This is a genomic window from Chthonobacter rhizosphaerae, from assembly GCF_013839525.1.
Taxonomy (GTDB): domain Bacteria; phylum Pseudomonadota; class Alphaproteobacteria; order Rhizobiales; family Pleomorphomonadaceae; genus Chthonobacter; species Chthonobacter rhizosphaerae.
Genome location: NZ_JACDIS010000004.1, coordinates 172,327 through 188,255, shown reverse-complemented (window position 1 = coordinate 188,255; position 15,929 = coordinate 172,327). Strand labels below are relative to the sequence as shown.

At 68.3% G+C, this 15,929-nt stretch carries 12 protein-coding genes; 3 read left to right on the top strand and 9 right to left on the bottom strand.

Features of this window, described 5'->3' with window-relative positions; translation table 11 throughout:
• Positions 1-77: 77 nt before the first annotated feature.
• The 9 genes from HND91_RS09090 to HND91_RS09050 all read right to left on the bottom strand — a co-directional run bounded on the left by HND91_RS09090 (position 78) and on the right by HND91_RS09050 (position 12,641).
• A complete protein-coding gene (locus tag HND91_RS09090; RefSeq protein ID WP_181706244.1) occupies positions 78-869 on the bottom strand; it encodes an amino acid ABC transporter ATP-binding protein in 792 nt (263 codons plus the stop codon).
• A 61-nt stretch (positions 870-930) separates the two neighbouring features.
• Positions 931-2,091 (bottom strand): amino acid ABC transporter permease, encoded by a 1,161-nt coding sequence (locus HND91_RS09085; protein WP_181706243.1) that lies wholly within the window; start codon positions 2,089-2,091, stop codon positions 931-933.
• Between the two features lie 7 nt (positions 2,092-2,098).
• Positions 2,099-3,307, bottom strand: coding sequence for an amino acid ABC transporter permease (locus HND91_RS09080; protein ID WP_181706242.1), 1,209 nt, complete (start codon positions 3,305-3,307; stop codon positions 2,099-2,101).
• A 138-nt stretch (positions 3,308-3,445) separates the two neighbouring features.
• The gene (locus tag HND91_RS09075; RefSeq protein ID WP_181706241.1) at positions 3,446-4,474 is read right to left on the bottom strand and encodes an amino acid ABC transporter substrate-binding protein; all 1,029 of its coding nucleotides are present in this window, start codon (positions 4,472-4,474) and stop codon (positions 3,446-3,448) included.
• 221 nt (positions 4,475-4,695) lie between these two features.
• The gene (locus HND91_RS09070; RefSeq protein ID WP_181706240.1) at positions 4,696-5,613 is read right to left on the bottom strand and encodes a LysR family transcriptional regulator; all 918 of its coding nucleotides are present in this window, start codon (positions 5,611-5,613) and stop codon (positions 4,696-4,698) included.
• A gap of 170 nt (positions 5,614-5,783) precedes the next feature.
• The gene (locus HND91_RS22660) at positions 5,784-7,865 is read right to left on the bottom strand and encodes an OmpA family protein (protein WP_181706239.1); all 2,082 of its coding nucleotides are present in this window, start codon (positions 7,863-7,865) and stop codon (positions 5,784-5,786) included.
• Positions 7,866-8,251: 386 nt separating this feature from the next.
• Positions 8,252-8,740 (bottom strand): heme-degrading domain-containing protein, encoded by a 489-nt coding sequence (locus HND91_RS09060; RefSeq protein WP_181706238.1) that lies wholly within the window; start codon positions 8,738-8,740, stop codon positions 8,252-8,254.
• Positions 8,741-8,849: 109 nt separating this feature from the next.
• On the bottom strand, positions 8,850-11,180 hold the full coding sequence (locus HND91_RS09055) for a S8 family serine peptidase (protein ID WP_181706237.1): 2,331 nt from the start codon (positions 11,178-11,180) through the stop codon (positions 8,850-8,852).
• A 357-nt stretch (positions 11,181-11,537) separates the two neighbouring features.
• Positions 11,538-12,641, bottom strand: a complete 1,104-nt coding sequence (locus tag HND91_RS09050; RefSeq protein WP_181706236.1) for a saccharopine dehydrogenase family protein — start codon at positions 12,639-12,641, stop codon at positions 11,538-11,540.
• A 123-nt stretch (positions 12,642-12,764) separates the two neighbouring features.
• Here HND91_RS09050 and HND91_RS09045 point away from each other — a divergent pair, with 123 nt between their 5' ends.
• The 3 genes from HND91_RS09045 (at position 12,765) to HND91_RS09035 (ending at position 15,831) form a co-directional block, all read left to right on the top strand.
• Entirely contained in the window at positions 12,765-13,196 is a 432-nt protein-coding gene (locus HND91_RS09045; RefSeq protein ID WP_181706235.1) for an Lrp/AsnC family transcriptional regulator, read from the top strand.
• A 136-nt stretch (positions 13,197-13,332) separates the two neighbouring features.
• Positions 13,333-14,832: a glycerol kinase GlpK gene (glpK, locus tag HND91_RS09040; RefSeq protein ID WP_181706234.1), complete on the top strand. Its 1,500-nt coding sequence runs from the start codon at positions 13,333-13,335 to the stop codon at positions 14,830-14,832.
• 84 nt (positions 14,833-14,916) lie between these two features.
• Positions 14,917-15,831 carry a DMT family transporter gene (locus HND91_RS09035; RefSeq protein WP_425485431.1) on the top strand — a complete coding sequence of 305 codons (915 nt, stop codon included), beginning with the start codon at positions 14,917-14,919 and terminating at the stop codon, positions 15,829-15,831.
• Positions 15,832-15,929 lie beyond the last annotated feature (98 nt).

Here is a 15,929-nt window from a genome sequence, read left to right as displayed (position 1 = left end):
CGGACCCCGATGAGAAAATGGCCGGAGCGGGATATCGCTCCGGCCCTTTCCGTTCGTCCTTGCGGCGCGGTCCGCGGTCAGTGCAGGATCTGGCTGAGGAAGAGCCGGGTCCGTTCGTGCTGCGGGTTGGTGAAGAAGGCCTCCGGGTCGTTCTGCTCGACGATCTGGCCCTGGTCCATGAAGATGACCCGGTTCGCCACTTGCCGGGCGAAGCCCATCTCGTGGGTGACGCACAGCATGGTCATGCCGCTCTCGGCAAGCGAGATCATGACATCCAGCACTTCCTTGACCATTTCCGGGTCGAGCGCCGAAGTGGGCTCGTCGAACAGCATGATCTTCGGATTCATGCAGAGCGAGCGGGCGATCGCCACGCGCTGCTGCTGACCGCCGGACAGCTGGCCCGGATACTTGTGCGCCTGCTCGGGGATCCGCACCTTGGCGAGATACTCCATGGCGGCCTCTTCGGCCTGCCTCTTCGGCATCTTGCGCACCCAGATCGGCGCCAGGGTGCAGTTCTCCAGGATGGTGAGGTGCGGGAACAGGTTGAAGTGCTGGAACACCATGCCGACCTCGCGGCGCACCTCGTCGATCTTCTTCAGATCGTTGGTGAGTTCGGTGCCGTCCACGATGATCTGGCCCTTCTGGTGTTCCTCCAGTCGGTTGATGCAGCGGATCATGGTGGACTTGCCGGAGCCCGACGGACCGCAGATGACGATGCGCTCGCCCTTGCGGACCGTCAGGTTGATGTCCCGAAGCACGTGGAACTCGCCGTACCACTTGTTGACGCCGATCATTTCCACGGCGACCTGTGATCCGACGGTCATCTTGGAGCGGTCGGCGGAGAGGTCTTCGGCGGCGATGTTGGTCATGACGTCCTGTTCCCTGCGTTCTTGTTGGTCATTCACGCCTTTTGCGGTCCGCTAGGGTCCGTCAGCGGCGGTGGCCGGTCTCGAGTCGGCGCTCCATGTACTGAGAGTAGCGTGACATGCCGAAACAGAAGATCCAAAAAACGATGGCGGCGAACACGAATCCGGTCGCCGGAACCGTCGGCGCCGACCAGTTCGCATCGCTGAAGTTCAGCTGGATGATCCCGAGCACGTCGAAGAGACCGATGATCAGCACCAGCGAGGTGTCCTTGAAGAGGCTGATGAAGGAGTTCACGATTCCCGGGATCACGATCTTGAGGGCCTGCGGGAGGATGACGAGCCGCATGGATTGCCAGTAGCCGAGGCCCATGGCGGCCGCGGCCTCGTATTGGCCCTTTGGAATGGCCTGTAGGCCGCCGCGAACCGTTTCCGCCATGTAGGCGGCCGAGAACAGCGCGACGCCGATCAGCGCCCGCAGCAGCTTATCGAAGTTCACGCCCGACGGCAGGAACAGGGGCAGCATCACCGACGCCATGAAGAGGACGGTGATGAGCGGCACGCCGCGCCAGAACTCGATGAAGATCACCGAGACGGTCTTCACGATCGGCAGCTTGGACCGGCGGCCGAGCGCGAGCAGGATGCCGAGCGGCAGGGACGCCACGATGCCCGTGACAGCCACCACCAGGGTCACCAGAAGGCCGCCCCAGAGAGCGGTTTCAACCACGGGCAGGCCGAAGCCGCCGTAGAGTAGTATGAAGGCGGCGACCGGAAAGGCCGTCAGCATCAGGATGGTGTTCTCGCGCTTGTACGGCACCTTCGGTATTGCCAGGGGCACGAGACCGGCGACGAAGAGGAGGGCGGTGAGGTCCACCCGCCAGCGCTGGTCCAGCGGATAGCGGCCGTAGAGGATCTGGCCGAACTTGGCCTGCACCCAGGCCCAGCAGGCGCCGACCTCCCGGCCGTCCACGGGCAGGCAGGCTTCCCGGTTCTCACCCGTCCAGACGGCGTCGAAGATGAGCCAGTCGAGGAGCGGCGGCACCACCCAGGCCAGGAACAGCGCCGTCAGGATCGTCGCCGCGATGTTGAACGGCGACGAGAAGAGGTTCTTGTGGGCCCAGCCGAACGGGCCGACGGTGGACCCCGGCGGCGGCGAGGGCGGAACGAAGGTGCCGCGCACGTAGATGGCGGAGCGGGCGTCCGGGCCGGGAGAGGCTACGTCTGTCATCGGTGCCTCAGCGTTCGATCAGTGCGACGCGCGCGTTGAACCAATTCATGAAAGCGGCTGTCAGGAGGCTGATCACCAGGTAGACCGACATGGTGATGAAGATCACCTCCACGGCGCGGCCGGTGATGTTCAGAGTCGACCCGGCGAAGACCGCGACGAGATCCGGATAACCGACCGCGACCGCTAGCGAGGAATTCTTGGTAAGGTTCAGATACTGGCTCGTGAGCGGCGGAATGATCACCCGCATGGCCTGCGGGACGATCACGAGGCGCAGCGTCCGGCTGGGCCGCAGACCGAGCGCGTAGGCTGCTTCCGTCTGGCCGTGCGAAACGGCGAGGACGCCCGCGCGCACCACTTCGGCGATGAAGGACGCCGTGTAGATCGTGAGGCCGAGCAGCAGAGCCATGAACTCCGGCTTCAGCACCAGACCGCCGGCGAAGTTGAAGCCCTTCAGTTCAGGATATTCGAGCGTGATCGGCATGCCTGCGAGCACGTAGGCGAAGGTCGGCAGCAGGACGACGAGGGCGAGACCCGCGAGACCGGACGGAAAGCTCTGGCCCGTGGCCATCTGACGGGCCCGCGCCCAGCGCGACAGGCCGAAGGCCGCCGCCAGGGCGACCGCTACGGCGCCGACGACCAACTCGAAGCCCTCGCCAATGACCGGACGCGGGATGATCAGACCGCGGTTGGAGAGGTTGCTGCCCATGGGCAGCGCGAGGCCCTGGCGCGGTCCCGGCAGCACCGACAGCACGGCCTTGTACCAGAACAGCAGTTGCAGGAGCAGCGGGATGTTGCGGAAGGTCTCCACGTAGACCGACGCCACCTTGGCGAGGAGCCAATTGGGCGACAGGCGGGCGATGCCGACTAAGAAGCCCAGGACGGTGGCGAGGACGACGCCGATCGCCGCGACGACGAGGGTGTTGAGGAGGCCGACCAGGAAGGCGCGGCCGTGGGTGTCGTCGATCGTGTAGTCGATCGGCTTCTGGGCGATGTCGTAGCCCGCCCGCGTGCTCAGGAAGTCGAAGCCGGACGCGATGTTGGCGGCGCGCAGGTTGACGATCGTGTTGTGGACGACCCACCAGCCGAACAGCGCCAGACCGACGACCAGGAGCACCTGGAAGACGATGCCGCGAATCGTCGGATCGTACAGCCAGGATGATCCGGACCCCCTCTGGCCGGACAACGGAGTGGACGGGGCAGCGTCACGCAGCGTCATGGCTCGACCTCGTCGGCGGCCGCCCGCGCGCGATGAACCGGGCGACGATCAAGGGATGCCCGGGCGGTGTCGTCGCGACCACCCGCAGCAGGGTGGTCGCGACGATGCCTGGACGTCGTACGGAAGGATCCGGCCTGCTCAGCGGACCGGCGGCGCGTACTGGATGCCGCCCTTGGACCACAACTCGTTGAGGCCGCGCGCGATCTTCAGGGGCGAGCCCTGGCCGACGTTGCGCTCGAAGCTCTCACCGTAGTTGCCGACGGCCTTGATGACGTTCACGGCCCAATCGGGCGTGAGGCCGAGCGACTTGCCGAAGTCGCCATCGGTCCCGAGCAGGCGCTTGACCTCCGGATTGGCGGAGCCGGTCTTCTGCTCCTCCACGTTGGCCTGGGTGACGCCGAGTTCCTCGGCGTTGACCATGGCGAACAGCGCCCACTTGACGATGAGCGCCCACTGGTCGTCGCCCTGGCGGACGGACGGGCCGAGCGGCTCCTTGGAGATGATCTCCGGCAGCACCACGTGCTCGTCCGGATTGGCGAGCTTCAGACGGATTGAGTAGAGGCCGGACGCGTCGGTGGTGTAGGCGTCGCAGCGACCGGAATCATAAGCGGCGTCGGCTTCTTCCTGCTTCTCGAACACCACCGGATTGAACTGCAGATTGTTGGCGCGGAACCAGTCGGCGAGGTTCAGTTCGGTCGTGGTGCCGGACTGGACGCAGATGGACGCGCCGTTCAGGTCCTTGGCGGACGAGACGCCGAGGGACTTCTTGGCCATGAAGCCCTGGCCGTCGTAGTAGTTCACGCCCGTGAACACGATGCCGAGCTGGGTGTCGCGGGACATGGTCCAGGTCGAATTGCGCGACAGGACGTCGATCTCGCCGGACTGGAGCGCGGTGAACCGCTCCTTGGCGGTCAGCGGCGTGAACTTCACCTTGGTGGCGTCGCCGAACACAGCGGCCGCGACCGCGCGGCAGATGTCGATGTCGAAGCCGCTCCACTCGCCCTTGTCGTTCGGCGCCGCGAAGCCCTGGAGGCCCGCCGCGTTCACGCCGCACTGGACGAAGCCCTTCGCCTTAACCTCGTCAAGGGTCGCCGCTGACGACGCGGCGGCCGTACCGAGGATCATCGCCGCCCCGAGCGCTGCCGTCTTCCACTTACGATACACCATGAAAGTTTCCCTGCCGGTTTGATCTTGCTTCGGTCCTCAAGGGACCAGGTTGGATAGTACGCCAGCGGTTTCCGTATCCAATTCGATTTAGATATTTCCAATTCCGAATTTTCATGGGAAACCAGTCGGCCGCTGTGCAAGCGCAGCTTGTCCACATCGGCGTGAAGCTTGATTAAATATAAGGCCTGCCTGGATGGGAAGCAGAATCTTCACCGTTCCCGTCAGGCGACGGCCGGCACCGCCGCGCGGTCCTTCAGGAAGCGCCAGAGGCGCTCCACCGTGGGCCGGACCTTGTCCATGGAACGGTAGATGCGGATGCGCATCTCCACGGACACGCTCGGGTCCACCGCCACCAGGACGCCAGCCTTGATCTCCTGGCGCACGCTGCTCTCCGGAAGCCAGGCGACGCCGCGGCCGGTGATGGCCATCATCTTCAGCGCCTCGGCCATGGCGTTCTCGTAGATGCTGGCGAGATGCAGCGTCTCGCCGCGTTCCGCCACCAGGATGCCGACGAGCTTGCCGAGGAAGGTCTCCGGCAGGTAGTTGAGCGTCGGCACCGGCCGGTCCGGCGTGCCCGGCAGGGTGTAGCGCGGCCGGCCGTCCTCCAGGGGCGCGGAGACGGGAACCAGCCGGTCGGCCCCGAGCTCCAGGGACGGATAGCGCTCCGGGTCGAGGAGCACCGGCACCCTGTTGTGCACGTAGGTGAGCAGGAAGTCGCAGTCGCCCTCCGCGAACACCCGCACGGAATCGTGGAAATTGTCGGTGATGAGCCGGGCGTTGATCGGCCCGAAGCCCTCCTCCACGGCTTTCAGCCAGGTGGGGAAGAAGTTGATCGAGAGGGCGTGCAGGGTGGAGAGGGTGACGGTGTTCTGGGTCGGCAGGCGGCCGGAGCGGAGCTGCGATCGCTCCACGTAGAGGAGCCGCAGCACCTCCTCGGCGGTCTCGCGGAACCGGCGGCCCTCGGCGGTGAGGGTGGTCGGGTAGGTGGACCGGTCCACGAGCGGCACGCCGAGCCACTGCTCCAGCTGCTGGATCCTGCGGCTGAACGCCGACTGGGTGACGTGGCGCTCCACCGCCGACTTGGAGAAGCTGCGCGTGTTGGCGAGGCTGACGAAATCCTCCAGCCACTTGATTTCCAAGATCGGCCTCCCGGGCGACGGCCGTCGCCCACTTCCAAAGCGTCTTTGTGGGACGGCCGCGACAACTTGTCGAGTCCCGACCGGCCTGATCGCCCAAGAACGCCGGACAACGCCAAAAAGGCCGCCCGCCGGAGCGGACGGCCTTCCCGTGCGGCTTCGGCGCGCCGGCTTTACTGCGCCTGGCTGGTCTGCAGAAGGTCGGTGATCCGGCGCATGGTCACGCGGCGGTTCTCACGCTCGGCGCCCTCCGTGTCCACCTTAAGGTACTGCTCGCCGTAGCCCTTGGTGGTCAGGTTTTCGGCCGGAACGTCGTAGTACTCGGTCAGGAGCGACGCCACCTCCTCGGCCCGCCGGTCCGACAGCGACAGGTTGTCGATGTCGGCGCCGACCGCGTCCGTGTGGCCCTCGATGAGGAAGACCTCGTTGGGGTTCTTCTTCAGGACGTTCAGGATGGCGTCGGCGATCGTCTCAAGGGCTCCGATCTGGTCCTCGTTCACCCGCGCCGACCCGGTGTCGAACGTGATGGTGTCGATGTCCACCCGGCGCACCCGCTCGCGGAGCGCCGGCGTGTTCACCACCTGCTCCAGGCTGTAGCGCCGCTCGACGCGCTGGACAGGCGGCGCCGCGAAGGCGTCGTAGATGAGGTCGGGCGAGGCCTCGTCCGCTTCCACGATATACTCGTCTTCCGGGATGTCGATCACCGGCGGCGGCACGTCGACCACATAGTAGTCCTCGTAGTCCCGATCCCGATCACGGTCGCGCTCGTAGAAGCGGGTGTTGTCGAAGAGGACGTACTCGTCGCCGTCCGGCGCGCGGCGGACGCGGCGAAGCACGCGGCCTTCCTCGTCCGTGACGGTGATGACCCGCACGCCGCCCGGCCGGACGATGGTGGTCACCGTGCGACCGTCCCGGTCGCGGTCAGTGGTCACGTCCTCGGCGCCGAAGCCGAGCCGGTCGATCTCGTTGTACTGGATGATCGTGCGATCCTCGGTGCGGATGATCCGGCGGTCGCCCGGCTCCTCGATGATGATCCGGCCGGCCGCGTCGCGCCGCTCCTCGCGGCTGCGGCGGATGTCCTCCAGGCGCTCCACGTCCCGCTGCTCGAAAGCGCGCAGGCGCTCCTCGCGGTCGCGGATGCGGGCTTCGCGGTCGCGCCGGCGTTCCTCCCTTCGGGCTGTGCGCTCATCCTCGTCGAGGTCGCGCTCCAATTCCTCCAGGCGCTGCTCGCGCCGGTCTTCCAGAACCTGGATCCGGTCTCGCCGTTCCTCGGTGCGGGCGGGGTCCTCGTCCGCGGCGGCGGCGGACGGCGCATCGGCCGGCTGGTCGCCGGCGCGCTCGGTGTCGGTCCGGTCCGTATCGGTCTCCGGCTGGTCGGCCGTGCGTTCCGTGTCCGTTTCCGGCTGGTCGGCGGCGCGATCGGTCTCGGCGGCAGGCTCGTTGGCCCGTTCGGTGTCCTCGGCCTGATCGGTCGGCTCGCCTTCCTGCTGGCGCCGGCGAAGCTCCTCGCGGACGGTGCTCCGGCGCTGCTGGGCTTCCGGTTCGGACGGATCGGCCTCGCCGGTGCGCTCGGTCCCGGCCTCCGGCTCGCTCGTCGTCCCGGCGTCGCGGTCGGATTCGCCGCTCGTCTCGCCCTCGGGCGCATCGGCCGCGGGATCCTCGGACCGGGTTTCGGACTCCTCCGGGGAGGACTGGGTGGCGGGCGCCTCCTCGGTCGCGGGGGCGTCGCCCTCGGTCTCGCCGGCATCCTCGGCCGGCTGCTCGCCGGTCCGGTTCTGCGCGGGCGGCTCGTCGGACGCGGGCGCCTCCGTGGCGGGCTCCTCCGCCTCCGGTTCGGCAGCGGGCTCCTCGGCGGCCGGCTGTTCCGCGGTGGGCTCCTCGGCAGCAGGCTCCTCGGCAGCGGGCTCTTCCGTAGCAGGCTCTTCAGCGGCTGGCTCTTCGGCAGCAGGCTCTTCGGCAGCAGGCTCTTCCGCTGCAGGCTCTTCGGCGGCCGGCTCTTCCGCAGCCGGTTCCTCGGCGGCGGGTTCCTCGGCCGGCGCCTCGCTTTCGGCCGGTGCCTCGGCCTCCGGTTCGGGCTCGGACTGGCGGCGGTTCTGCTCCTCCGGCTCGTCGGCGCCCGGCGGCGGCACCAGGAGCGGATCCTCGGCCTGGGCGAACAGGAGGGGACCCTCGGCCGGACCGGCCGCGGCGACGCCGCCGAACAGCATCACGGGTGCGAACACGCCCGCGAGCAGGCGCTGCTTCTTCTTGTCCATGGTCTTCGCTTTCTCAACTCGGACGAACAGTGCGGAAAGAACCGCAGACCTGTCGGTTGGTTCCTGACGGATCGATAGCCGTGCAGAGAAGAGCGAGCGTCGGAGGAAAAAGAGCGCGCGCGACGGCGCCATCGGCGCTGCAAAAAGGCCGATTGCGGCAAGACGCAGGCCGAGGCGCGCCAAGTATGACGAAGATGAATACTGGATGAATGCACGCCGAAGGAGCGGCAGTGCCCCGCAAAAGACACGACGCGTCGGGCGGCTCGCGCCGCTTCAACTCCGGCCGTATGCCGGCGCGCCAATCGGACGGTTAGACCGCCGGCGGACGCCCCGGTAGAGAACGGCCCGACGGGAGCTGTCATTCCCGCCGGCGCCGGGAAATGGTGTCAGCCGCCGAACCGGTCTACGAGGAAGCGCTCCAGGACGGCGACAACGAGCGCGTGGTCCTCCTCCTGGGGCAGGCCCGACACCGTGACCGTTCCGACGAGCCCGGTGCCCGCCACGGTGACCGGAAAGCAGCCGCCATGGGCCGCATAGGCGAGCGGGTCCACCAGGTGGGCCTCGTGGAACGGAACGCCCTTCTGCACCGCCTTCCGGCCCATGTAGTAGGAGGAGTGGCCGAACCGCATCACGACGGCGGTCTTGCGCGCGACCCATTGGTCGTTGTCGGCGCTGGTGCCGGGGAGGGCCATGTGGAAGATCTGCTGGCCGACCCGGGTCACGTCCACGGTGACGGCGAGGCCCCGCCGGCGCGCCTCGGCCACGATGGCGAGGCCGAGGTCGATGGCCGTGTCGTTGTCGAAGCTCGGGAAGACGAGCCGCCGCTCCTGGTCGAGGAGGTCGGCGAGAAGGGCGTCGAGGGACGAGGCGGTCATCGGCTGGCATCCGAACGGGGGCAGGGCGGGCGACCATAGCCGAGCCGGCCCGAACGCGACAGATGGTCCGCTCCGGGCCTTGGCGCGTGCGGGAGCGACCGCCCGGTCGTCAGAACGTCTGGCGGAGCGCCCCCATGATGCTGAGGCCCGTCTCGCCCGCCACGTGCTCCTCGTTGTGGGACAGGGCCGCGCCGAAGCGCACCTGCGTCCGGTCGCCGAGAGCCGCGGAATACTCGAAACCGAGGTCGACCTGGCGCGCGGACGGGGTGAGGTCCACCGAAAGCGCCCGTTCGGTAACCGTGCCGTCGAGGGTCCGGCCGCTCGGCACGATCACGTCCACGGAGCCGCTCTCGATCCGCAGCGGCTGGCGGGCGAACAGCGTCAGGGCGTCGTTCACGCCGAACACGGACCTGGTCCGGATCGCCGCCCCCAAGGTGCTGAACGCGGCCGTCCCGGTCTGCCGGACCATGCCGTCGCCGCTGCTTTCGCCCATGCCGAATTCCGCCGACAGGATGAGCGAGGTGTCCTCCATGGGCAGCGGCGTGGAGAAGCCCAGACTGAGGCTGCCGGACAGGGCGTCGAGATCGCCGGACGGGTCGTCCACCGCGAAGCCCAGGAGGGCGTCGGACTCGGTCAGGAAGGAGGCGCCGAAGGACAGCGTCGACGCGCCGATGGTCTGGGACAGCGAAACGCCGCCGCCCGACGCGGTGACGCCGTCGGCCTCCGTCGACCAGCTCTCCTCGGTAAACGCGCTGGAGACGCTGAACACGGACACGGAGGTGTCGGCGTCGAGCTCGGCCTTGATGCCGACCGCCGATGCGTCGGGCGCAAGGGCCGCGAGCGACGCCGGGCCGACCGGAAGGGCGGTCTCGGACGCCACGAGTCCGAGGTGGTGCAGGAGGTCGGTGCTCTCGCCCGCATGAAGGCTCCAGCCCCAGCCCGCGTCGTCCCCGCCCGCCGACAGCGCGAAGGAGGCCAGCGCCGTGCCGCCGACCCGGCGCTCCGGCGCGGCGAACCGGTCCAGGCGCTCGGAGAGGGTGGAGGCGGTGGTGCCGCCGTAGAGCGCCATGGCGGAGACCGCGAAGTCCGTGCCCAACCGGTCGAACACCGTGATCGACTGGCCTTCGAGAGCCCGTTCCAGCGCGTCGCCCGAGGCGGGCCCGGCCGACACCTGGGCCGAGCCGAGTGGTGCGATCCCGCCATAGGCGCTGTTGCCGGTCGGCAGGCCGACGCCGCCGATCGGCAGGAGGGCGGCCTTCAGGTCCATGAAGCCGTGGCCGAACTCCTCGTTGAAGCCGTGGACGACCCCGTTGCCGAAGTCGGTCTCGCCCGTGTGGCCATAGAACCGGTTGTTGGCGCTCGCCAGCAGCCGGCGGCGGAGATCGCTCGCCGGCAGGTTCGGGAAGGCCTGTGCCAGGAGCGCGACGCCGGCCGAGATCTGCGGGGCCGCATAGGATGTCCCGGACGCCAGCCTGTAGCCCGTGTCGGAGGTGGCGTCCGCCGTGTAGACGACGCCTTCCGCGGCCAGGCAGCTGTGCGCCATCTCCAGGCACGCGGCCGACAGGCGGCGGGCCGAGACCACCTCGTCGCCGGAGAGGCTCGCGTCGCTGCTGGTGGCGACGAGCCAGCCCTTCTGAAGATCCGGCACGACGATCGGAAGCGCGTCCAGCACCGAGAGGCTGGCGGTGTCGGTCTCGTTCGGGGCCGCGAAGACCACGACGCCCCGGTCGGTGAAGGCGCGGAGCGCGTCGATATACCTGGTGATGTCCGCTTCCGAGCCGCCGACCGTGGCACTGATGGCGGCGGCGACGCTCTCGCCCGGATTGGCCGCAAGGTATGCCTGGACGGACGAGATGGGTATCGTCCGGCCGCTCTGGTCCACGAAGCCCCAGGAGTTGTTCTGCACCACCGCGCCCTTGTTCAGAGCGTCGAGGGTGGCGTCGGCGCGGCCGGCGAAGCCAAGCCGGTAGGAGGAGAGATGAAGGCTCGCCCCTGGAGCGACGCCCATCATGCCGCGACCGTCCCAACTGCCCGCCGCGACCGCCGCGACGCCCGTGCCATGGTCCTCGGCGTTGAAGCTGCCGAAGGTGGAAAGGGTCTTCCCCGCCAGTTCGTCATGCGTCAGCCGGAACCCGCTGTCCACGACCGCAATGGTCTGGCCGGCGCCGGTCAGGCTGACGGACAGCGGATATTCGGCGTTGATCGCGTCGTAGGAGAAGGTGTCGTACGGCCTGCTCTGAATGAGGACGCTGCGATCCTGCGCGGCGAATTCCGCCGACGACCGGACCTGGTCGGCCGCGGTCTCGTTGAAGGCGCTCAGATAGGACGCCGACGCGGCGCCCGCGCTGACGAACCGATCGAGGACGGCCTGGAGCGCGGGCGTGGACGCGGTGCTGTCGCCATCACCTCCTCCGCCACCGCCACCGGAACAACCAGCCACCAATCCCAACAGTCCGACGTAAATGACGACACGGGTCAAGGCTCGTTGCATGCACGGCATAGTCTAACGCTCATACTGGCGGCAGTTCGATCGGGCGGGACCCTAAGGTGATTTGCCGTTCCAGTAAAGAACACCAGAGTAGCAGGCGGAAGCTTTAGCCTGACGGTGGAATGTGCTTGCGATGTGCATCCGAACGACATGTCGTGCGGGATCTCCGCAGCGTCGCGACGGCTTGGCTGTCTCTAGCGTTCCTGACGGACGCGCCCAGCGCCGACGGTTCCGGTCCCTCACAACGAGAAACGGGGCGGGTCAGGAAAACTCCTGACCCGCCCCGTTCGCGATCCAATCCGTTGCGCCTCAAGCCGCGTGGGCGAGACCGTCCTCGGCAGCGTAGACCTGGCCGAAGCGGTTGGCGAGGAAGGTCTTCAAAGGCACGTCCTCCTGGCGGACGAGGCCGCGCGACGGCATCGCGCCGTCCGCCAGAAGGTCGAGCACGCCGCAGATGCCGGCGGCGGTGGTCACCTGGATGGCCGAGTGGAGAATGCCGTTGACCGGCCGGGCGTAGACCTTGTGGGCGTAGGTGTCCTGCACCAGCCGGCCGTTGCGGGTGCCGCTGACCGTCACGAACACGATCACCACGTCCTGGAGCGTCGTCGGCACAGCCTGCTCGAGGATGTCCTTCAGGATGTCGCGTCGGTCGCGCAGACGGAGGTCGTTGAGAAGCGCCTTCATGATGGCGGCGTGGCCCGGGTAGCGGATGGTCTTGTAGTTGAGGGTCCGCACCGTGCCGGCCAGCGTCTCGGCCAGGGTGCCGAGCCCGCCGGAGGTGTTGAAGGCCTCGTAGGCGACGCCGTCGAGGGAGAATTCCTCGCGCTCCTCCAGCGGAGGCACTTCGCGGAGAACCCCGTTCACCACCGCCTCGCAGGGTTCGCAATACTCGTTGATCACCCCGTCCGTGGACCAGGTGAGATTGTAGTTGAGGGCGTTGGACGGAAATTGCGGCAGGGCGCCGACGCGCATCCGCACGCTGTCGACCGCGTCGAAGCGCTTGATCAGGTCCGACGCTACGATGGAGATGAAGCCGGGGGCGAGCCCGCACTGGGGCACGAAGGCCGTCGAGGCGTCCGTCGCCAGCTGCTTCACCCGTCGGGTGGTGGCGACATCCTCGGTGAGATCGAGGTAGTGCACGCCCGCCGCCCGGGCCGCTTCGGCCACCCGGATGGTGAGGTGCCACGGGGCGGCGGACAGGACCGCGAAGCGGCCGTTGAGGAGGCGGGTCAGGCCGAGCGTGTCCTCGATGTCGAGCGCCACGGTCTCCACGTCGCCCGGCACGTCGATGCGGGAGAGAGCCTCGCGCGACCGGTCCACCACGGTCGCCGCATAGTCGCCGCTGCCGATGAGCATGCCGGCGATCGTGGACCCGATCTTGCCGCCACCGATGACCACCACGTCCTTCTTCATCCCGTCCTCCTCGAATGATCTGTCGAAGCCTTGAGCCTCAGCGAGGGTGCTGTCGAATTGCAAGGCGCGTATGGACGAAGACGCGGCTGGATCTGTGCAGTCTGTCCAGCTAGAGTTGTCGTTATGCAGATCGACGACACCGACAAGGCGCTGCTCGCGCTGCTGCGGGAGAACGCCCGGGCCTCCACGGTGGAGATCGCCCGGCGGCTCGGCCTGTCGCGCACCACGGTGACCGCCCGGCTCGCCCGTCTGGAGAGCGGCCGGATCATCGTCGGCTACACGGTGAAGCTCGCCGGCGAGGTGGAGAGCCGGTCCGTGCGGGCGCACATCACCATCGCGTGCCACCCCAAGGCGTCGGCCGGCGTGGAGGCGGCGCTGCGGCGGCTGCCGGAGGTGCGGCAACTTCATTCCGTAAGCGGACCGTTCGACATGATCGCCGTGGTGTCCGCCCCCTCCGTCAGCGAGCTCGACGCCATCATCGATCGGATCGGCGCCCTGGAGGGCGTGGATCGGACCACCTCATCGATCCTGCTCTCCACCCGCATCGACCGGTGATGCTCCCCCGCCCGGCAGACTTTCGCTTCAGTTTCGATTGACTTTCGTTTCAGCCCGACTGACAGTTCGACTCAAGAAGCAAAAGCAGCGGCGGGCGAGGGGAGGGGAGTCCCCCGCCGGCTCGGGGAGGATCACCATGAGCGGCTTCATTCTCGCCATCGACCAGGGCACCACGTCGACCCGCGCCATCGTGTTCGACGACGCCTATCGGGTGCGCGGCCTCGGCCAGCAGGAGTTCCCGCAGCACTTCCCGGCGTCCGGCTGGGTGGAGCACGATCCGGAGGACCTGTGGCGGACGACCGTGGAGACGGTGCGCTTCGCCCTCGCGGACGCGGGCCTGTCGGCGGCGGACCTCGCCGGCATCGGCATCACCAACCAGCGCGAAACGACCGTCGTGTGGGATCGGGACAGCGGCAAGGCGATCCACAACGCCATCGTGTGGCAGGACCGCCGCACCGCCGAGATCTGCCACCGGCTGAAGGCCGACGGCGTGGAGCCGACCGTCTCGGACCGGACCGGCCTCATCCTCGACCCGTATTTCTCCGGCACCAAGGTGGCCTGGATCCTCGACCACGTGTCCGGCGCCCGCGCCCGGGCGGAGGCCGGGCGCCTGGCTTTCGGGACCGTCGACAGCTTCCTCCTGTGGCGGCTCACCGGCGGCAAGGTGCACGCCACCGACGCCACCAACGCCTCGCGCACGCTCCTCTACGACATCCGTCGCGGCGACTGGGACGACGACCTTCTGAGGCTCCTGCGCGTGCCCCGCGCCATGCTGCCGGACGTGATGGACAGCGCCGCCGCCTTCGGGACCACCGATCCGGGGCTGTTCGGCGCCGCCGTGCCGGTGCTCGGCATCGCGGGCGACCAGCAGGCCGCGACCGTCGGCCAGGCGTGCTTCGAGCCGGGCATGATGAAGTCCACCTACGGCACCGGCTGCTTCGCGGTGCTGAACACGGGCCCGGACTTCGTGCCCTCCCGCAACCGCCTCCTCACCACCATCGCCTATCGGCTCGACGGGCGGACGACCTACGCTCTGGAGGGCTCCATCTTCGTGGCGGGCGCCGCCGTCCAGTGGCTGCGCGACGGCCTGCGCATCATCGAGCGGTCGGACCAGACCGGCCCCATGGCCGACGCGGCCGACCCGGGCCAGGACGTCTACCTGGTGCCGGCCTTCACGGGCCTCGGCGCGCCCTGGTGGGACGCGGACGCCCGCGGGGCGATCTACGGCCTCACCCGCGCGACGGGCCCGAACGAAATCGCCCGGGCGGCCCTGGAGGCGGTCTGCTACCAGACCCGCGACCTTCTCGACGCCATGCGGCGCGACTGGTCCGGCGGCGCCGACACGGTGCTGCGGGTGGATGGCGGCATGGTGGCGAGCGACTGGACCATGCAGCGCCTCGCCGATCTCCTCGACGCCTGCGTGGACCGGCCGACGGTGCTGGAGACGACCGCCCTCGGGGCGGCGTGGCTGGCCGGGCGGCAAGCCGGCGTGTGGCCGGACCGGGACGGCTTTTCGAAGAGCTGGCGGCTCGACCGCCGCTTCCTGCCCGTCATGGACGACGAGGTGCGCTCGCTGAAGCTCGCCGGCTGGGCCGACGCGGTGCGCCGCACCCTGACCCGGCCTGAGCAAAACTGACCGCTCGCGCGAGGCACTAAGACCTGATAGGTGCGGCGGGGCGTCCGCCGCGCCGCGCGGACCGCCGTTTCGCGGGATCCGTCCATCGTGCTCGCCCAGATCGCCACCTCCCTCGACCGCCAGAAGAACACCATCGCGCTCGGCGTGGTGCTGATGCTCCTCGGCGACTTCATGTTCGCCCTCAACGACGTGATGGGGAAGTGGCTGGTCGCCACCTACACGGTGGGGCAGGTGCTTCTGATCCGCAGCCTCGCCGCCCTCGTCGTGATGACGCCCATGATCCTGCGCACCGGCGTGCGCCGGCTCGTGGAGGTGGAGCGTCCCGGGATCCAGGTGGTGCGCGTGATCTGCTCCACCGTGGAGGTGACGCTCTTCTACTGGGCGGTGGTCTATCTGCCGATCGCCGACGTGATGAGCTTCTATCTGGCCGGTCCGATCTATGTGGCCGCCATGTCGCCCTTCCTGCTCGGCGAGCGCGTGGGCTGGCGGCGCTGGACCGCCATCCTGGTCGGCTTCATCGGGGTCCTGGTCGTGCTCGCGCCGTCCGGGGAGACGCTGTCATGGCCGTCGATCATCTCGATCGTCGGCAGCCTCTGCTACGCCCTGATGGTGGTGCAGAGCCGTCAGCTGAGGGCGACGCCCGACACCACGCTCGTGTTCTGGCAGACGGCCGGCGCCCTGGTGGCCGGCGCCGTCATGGCGCCGTTCGGCTGGGTGACGCCGACGGCGATCGACATGGCGCTCCTCTCCGGCCTCGGCATCGTGGCCATGTCGGCCCACATCCTGATCAACCGGTCGCTGAAGCTCGCCCCGGCGGCGGTCGTGGCGCCGCTGCAGTACACGCTGCTGCTCTGGGCCATCGTGTTCGGCTATCTGATCTTCGGCGACGTGCCGAAGACGAACATGCTCATCGGCGCCGGCATCATCATAGCGGCCGGGCTCTTCATCTTCGAACGGCAGAAGACGGTCGCCAAGGAGAGCGTCCAGGACATCGTCTAGAGCGCTTTCCGACCTGACGGTATCGTCAGGTCGACGAGAAATCGCTCCAGATTCAGCAAGCTGGAGCATTCTCTCGGCGATCAGTCGTGCAACTCGAT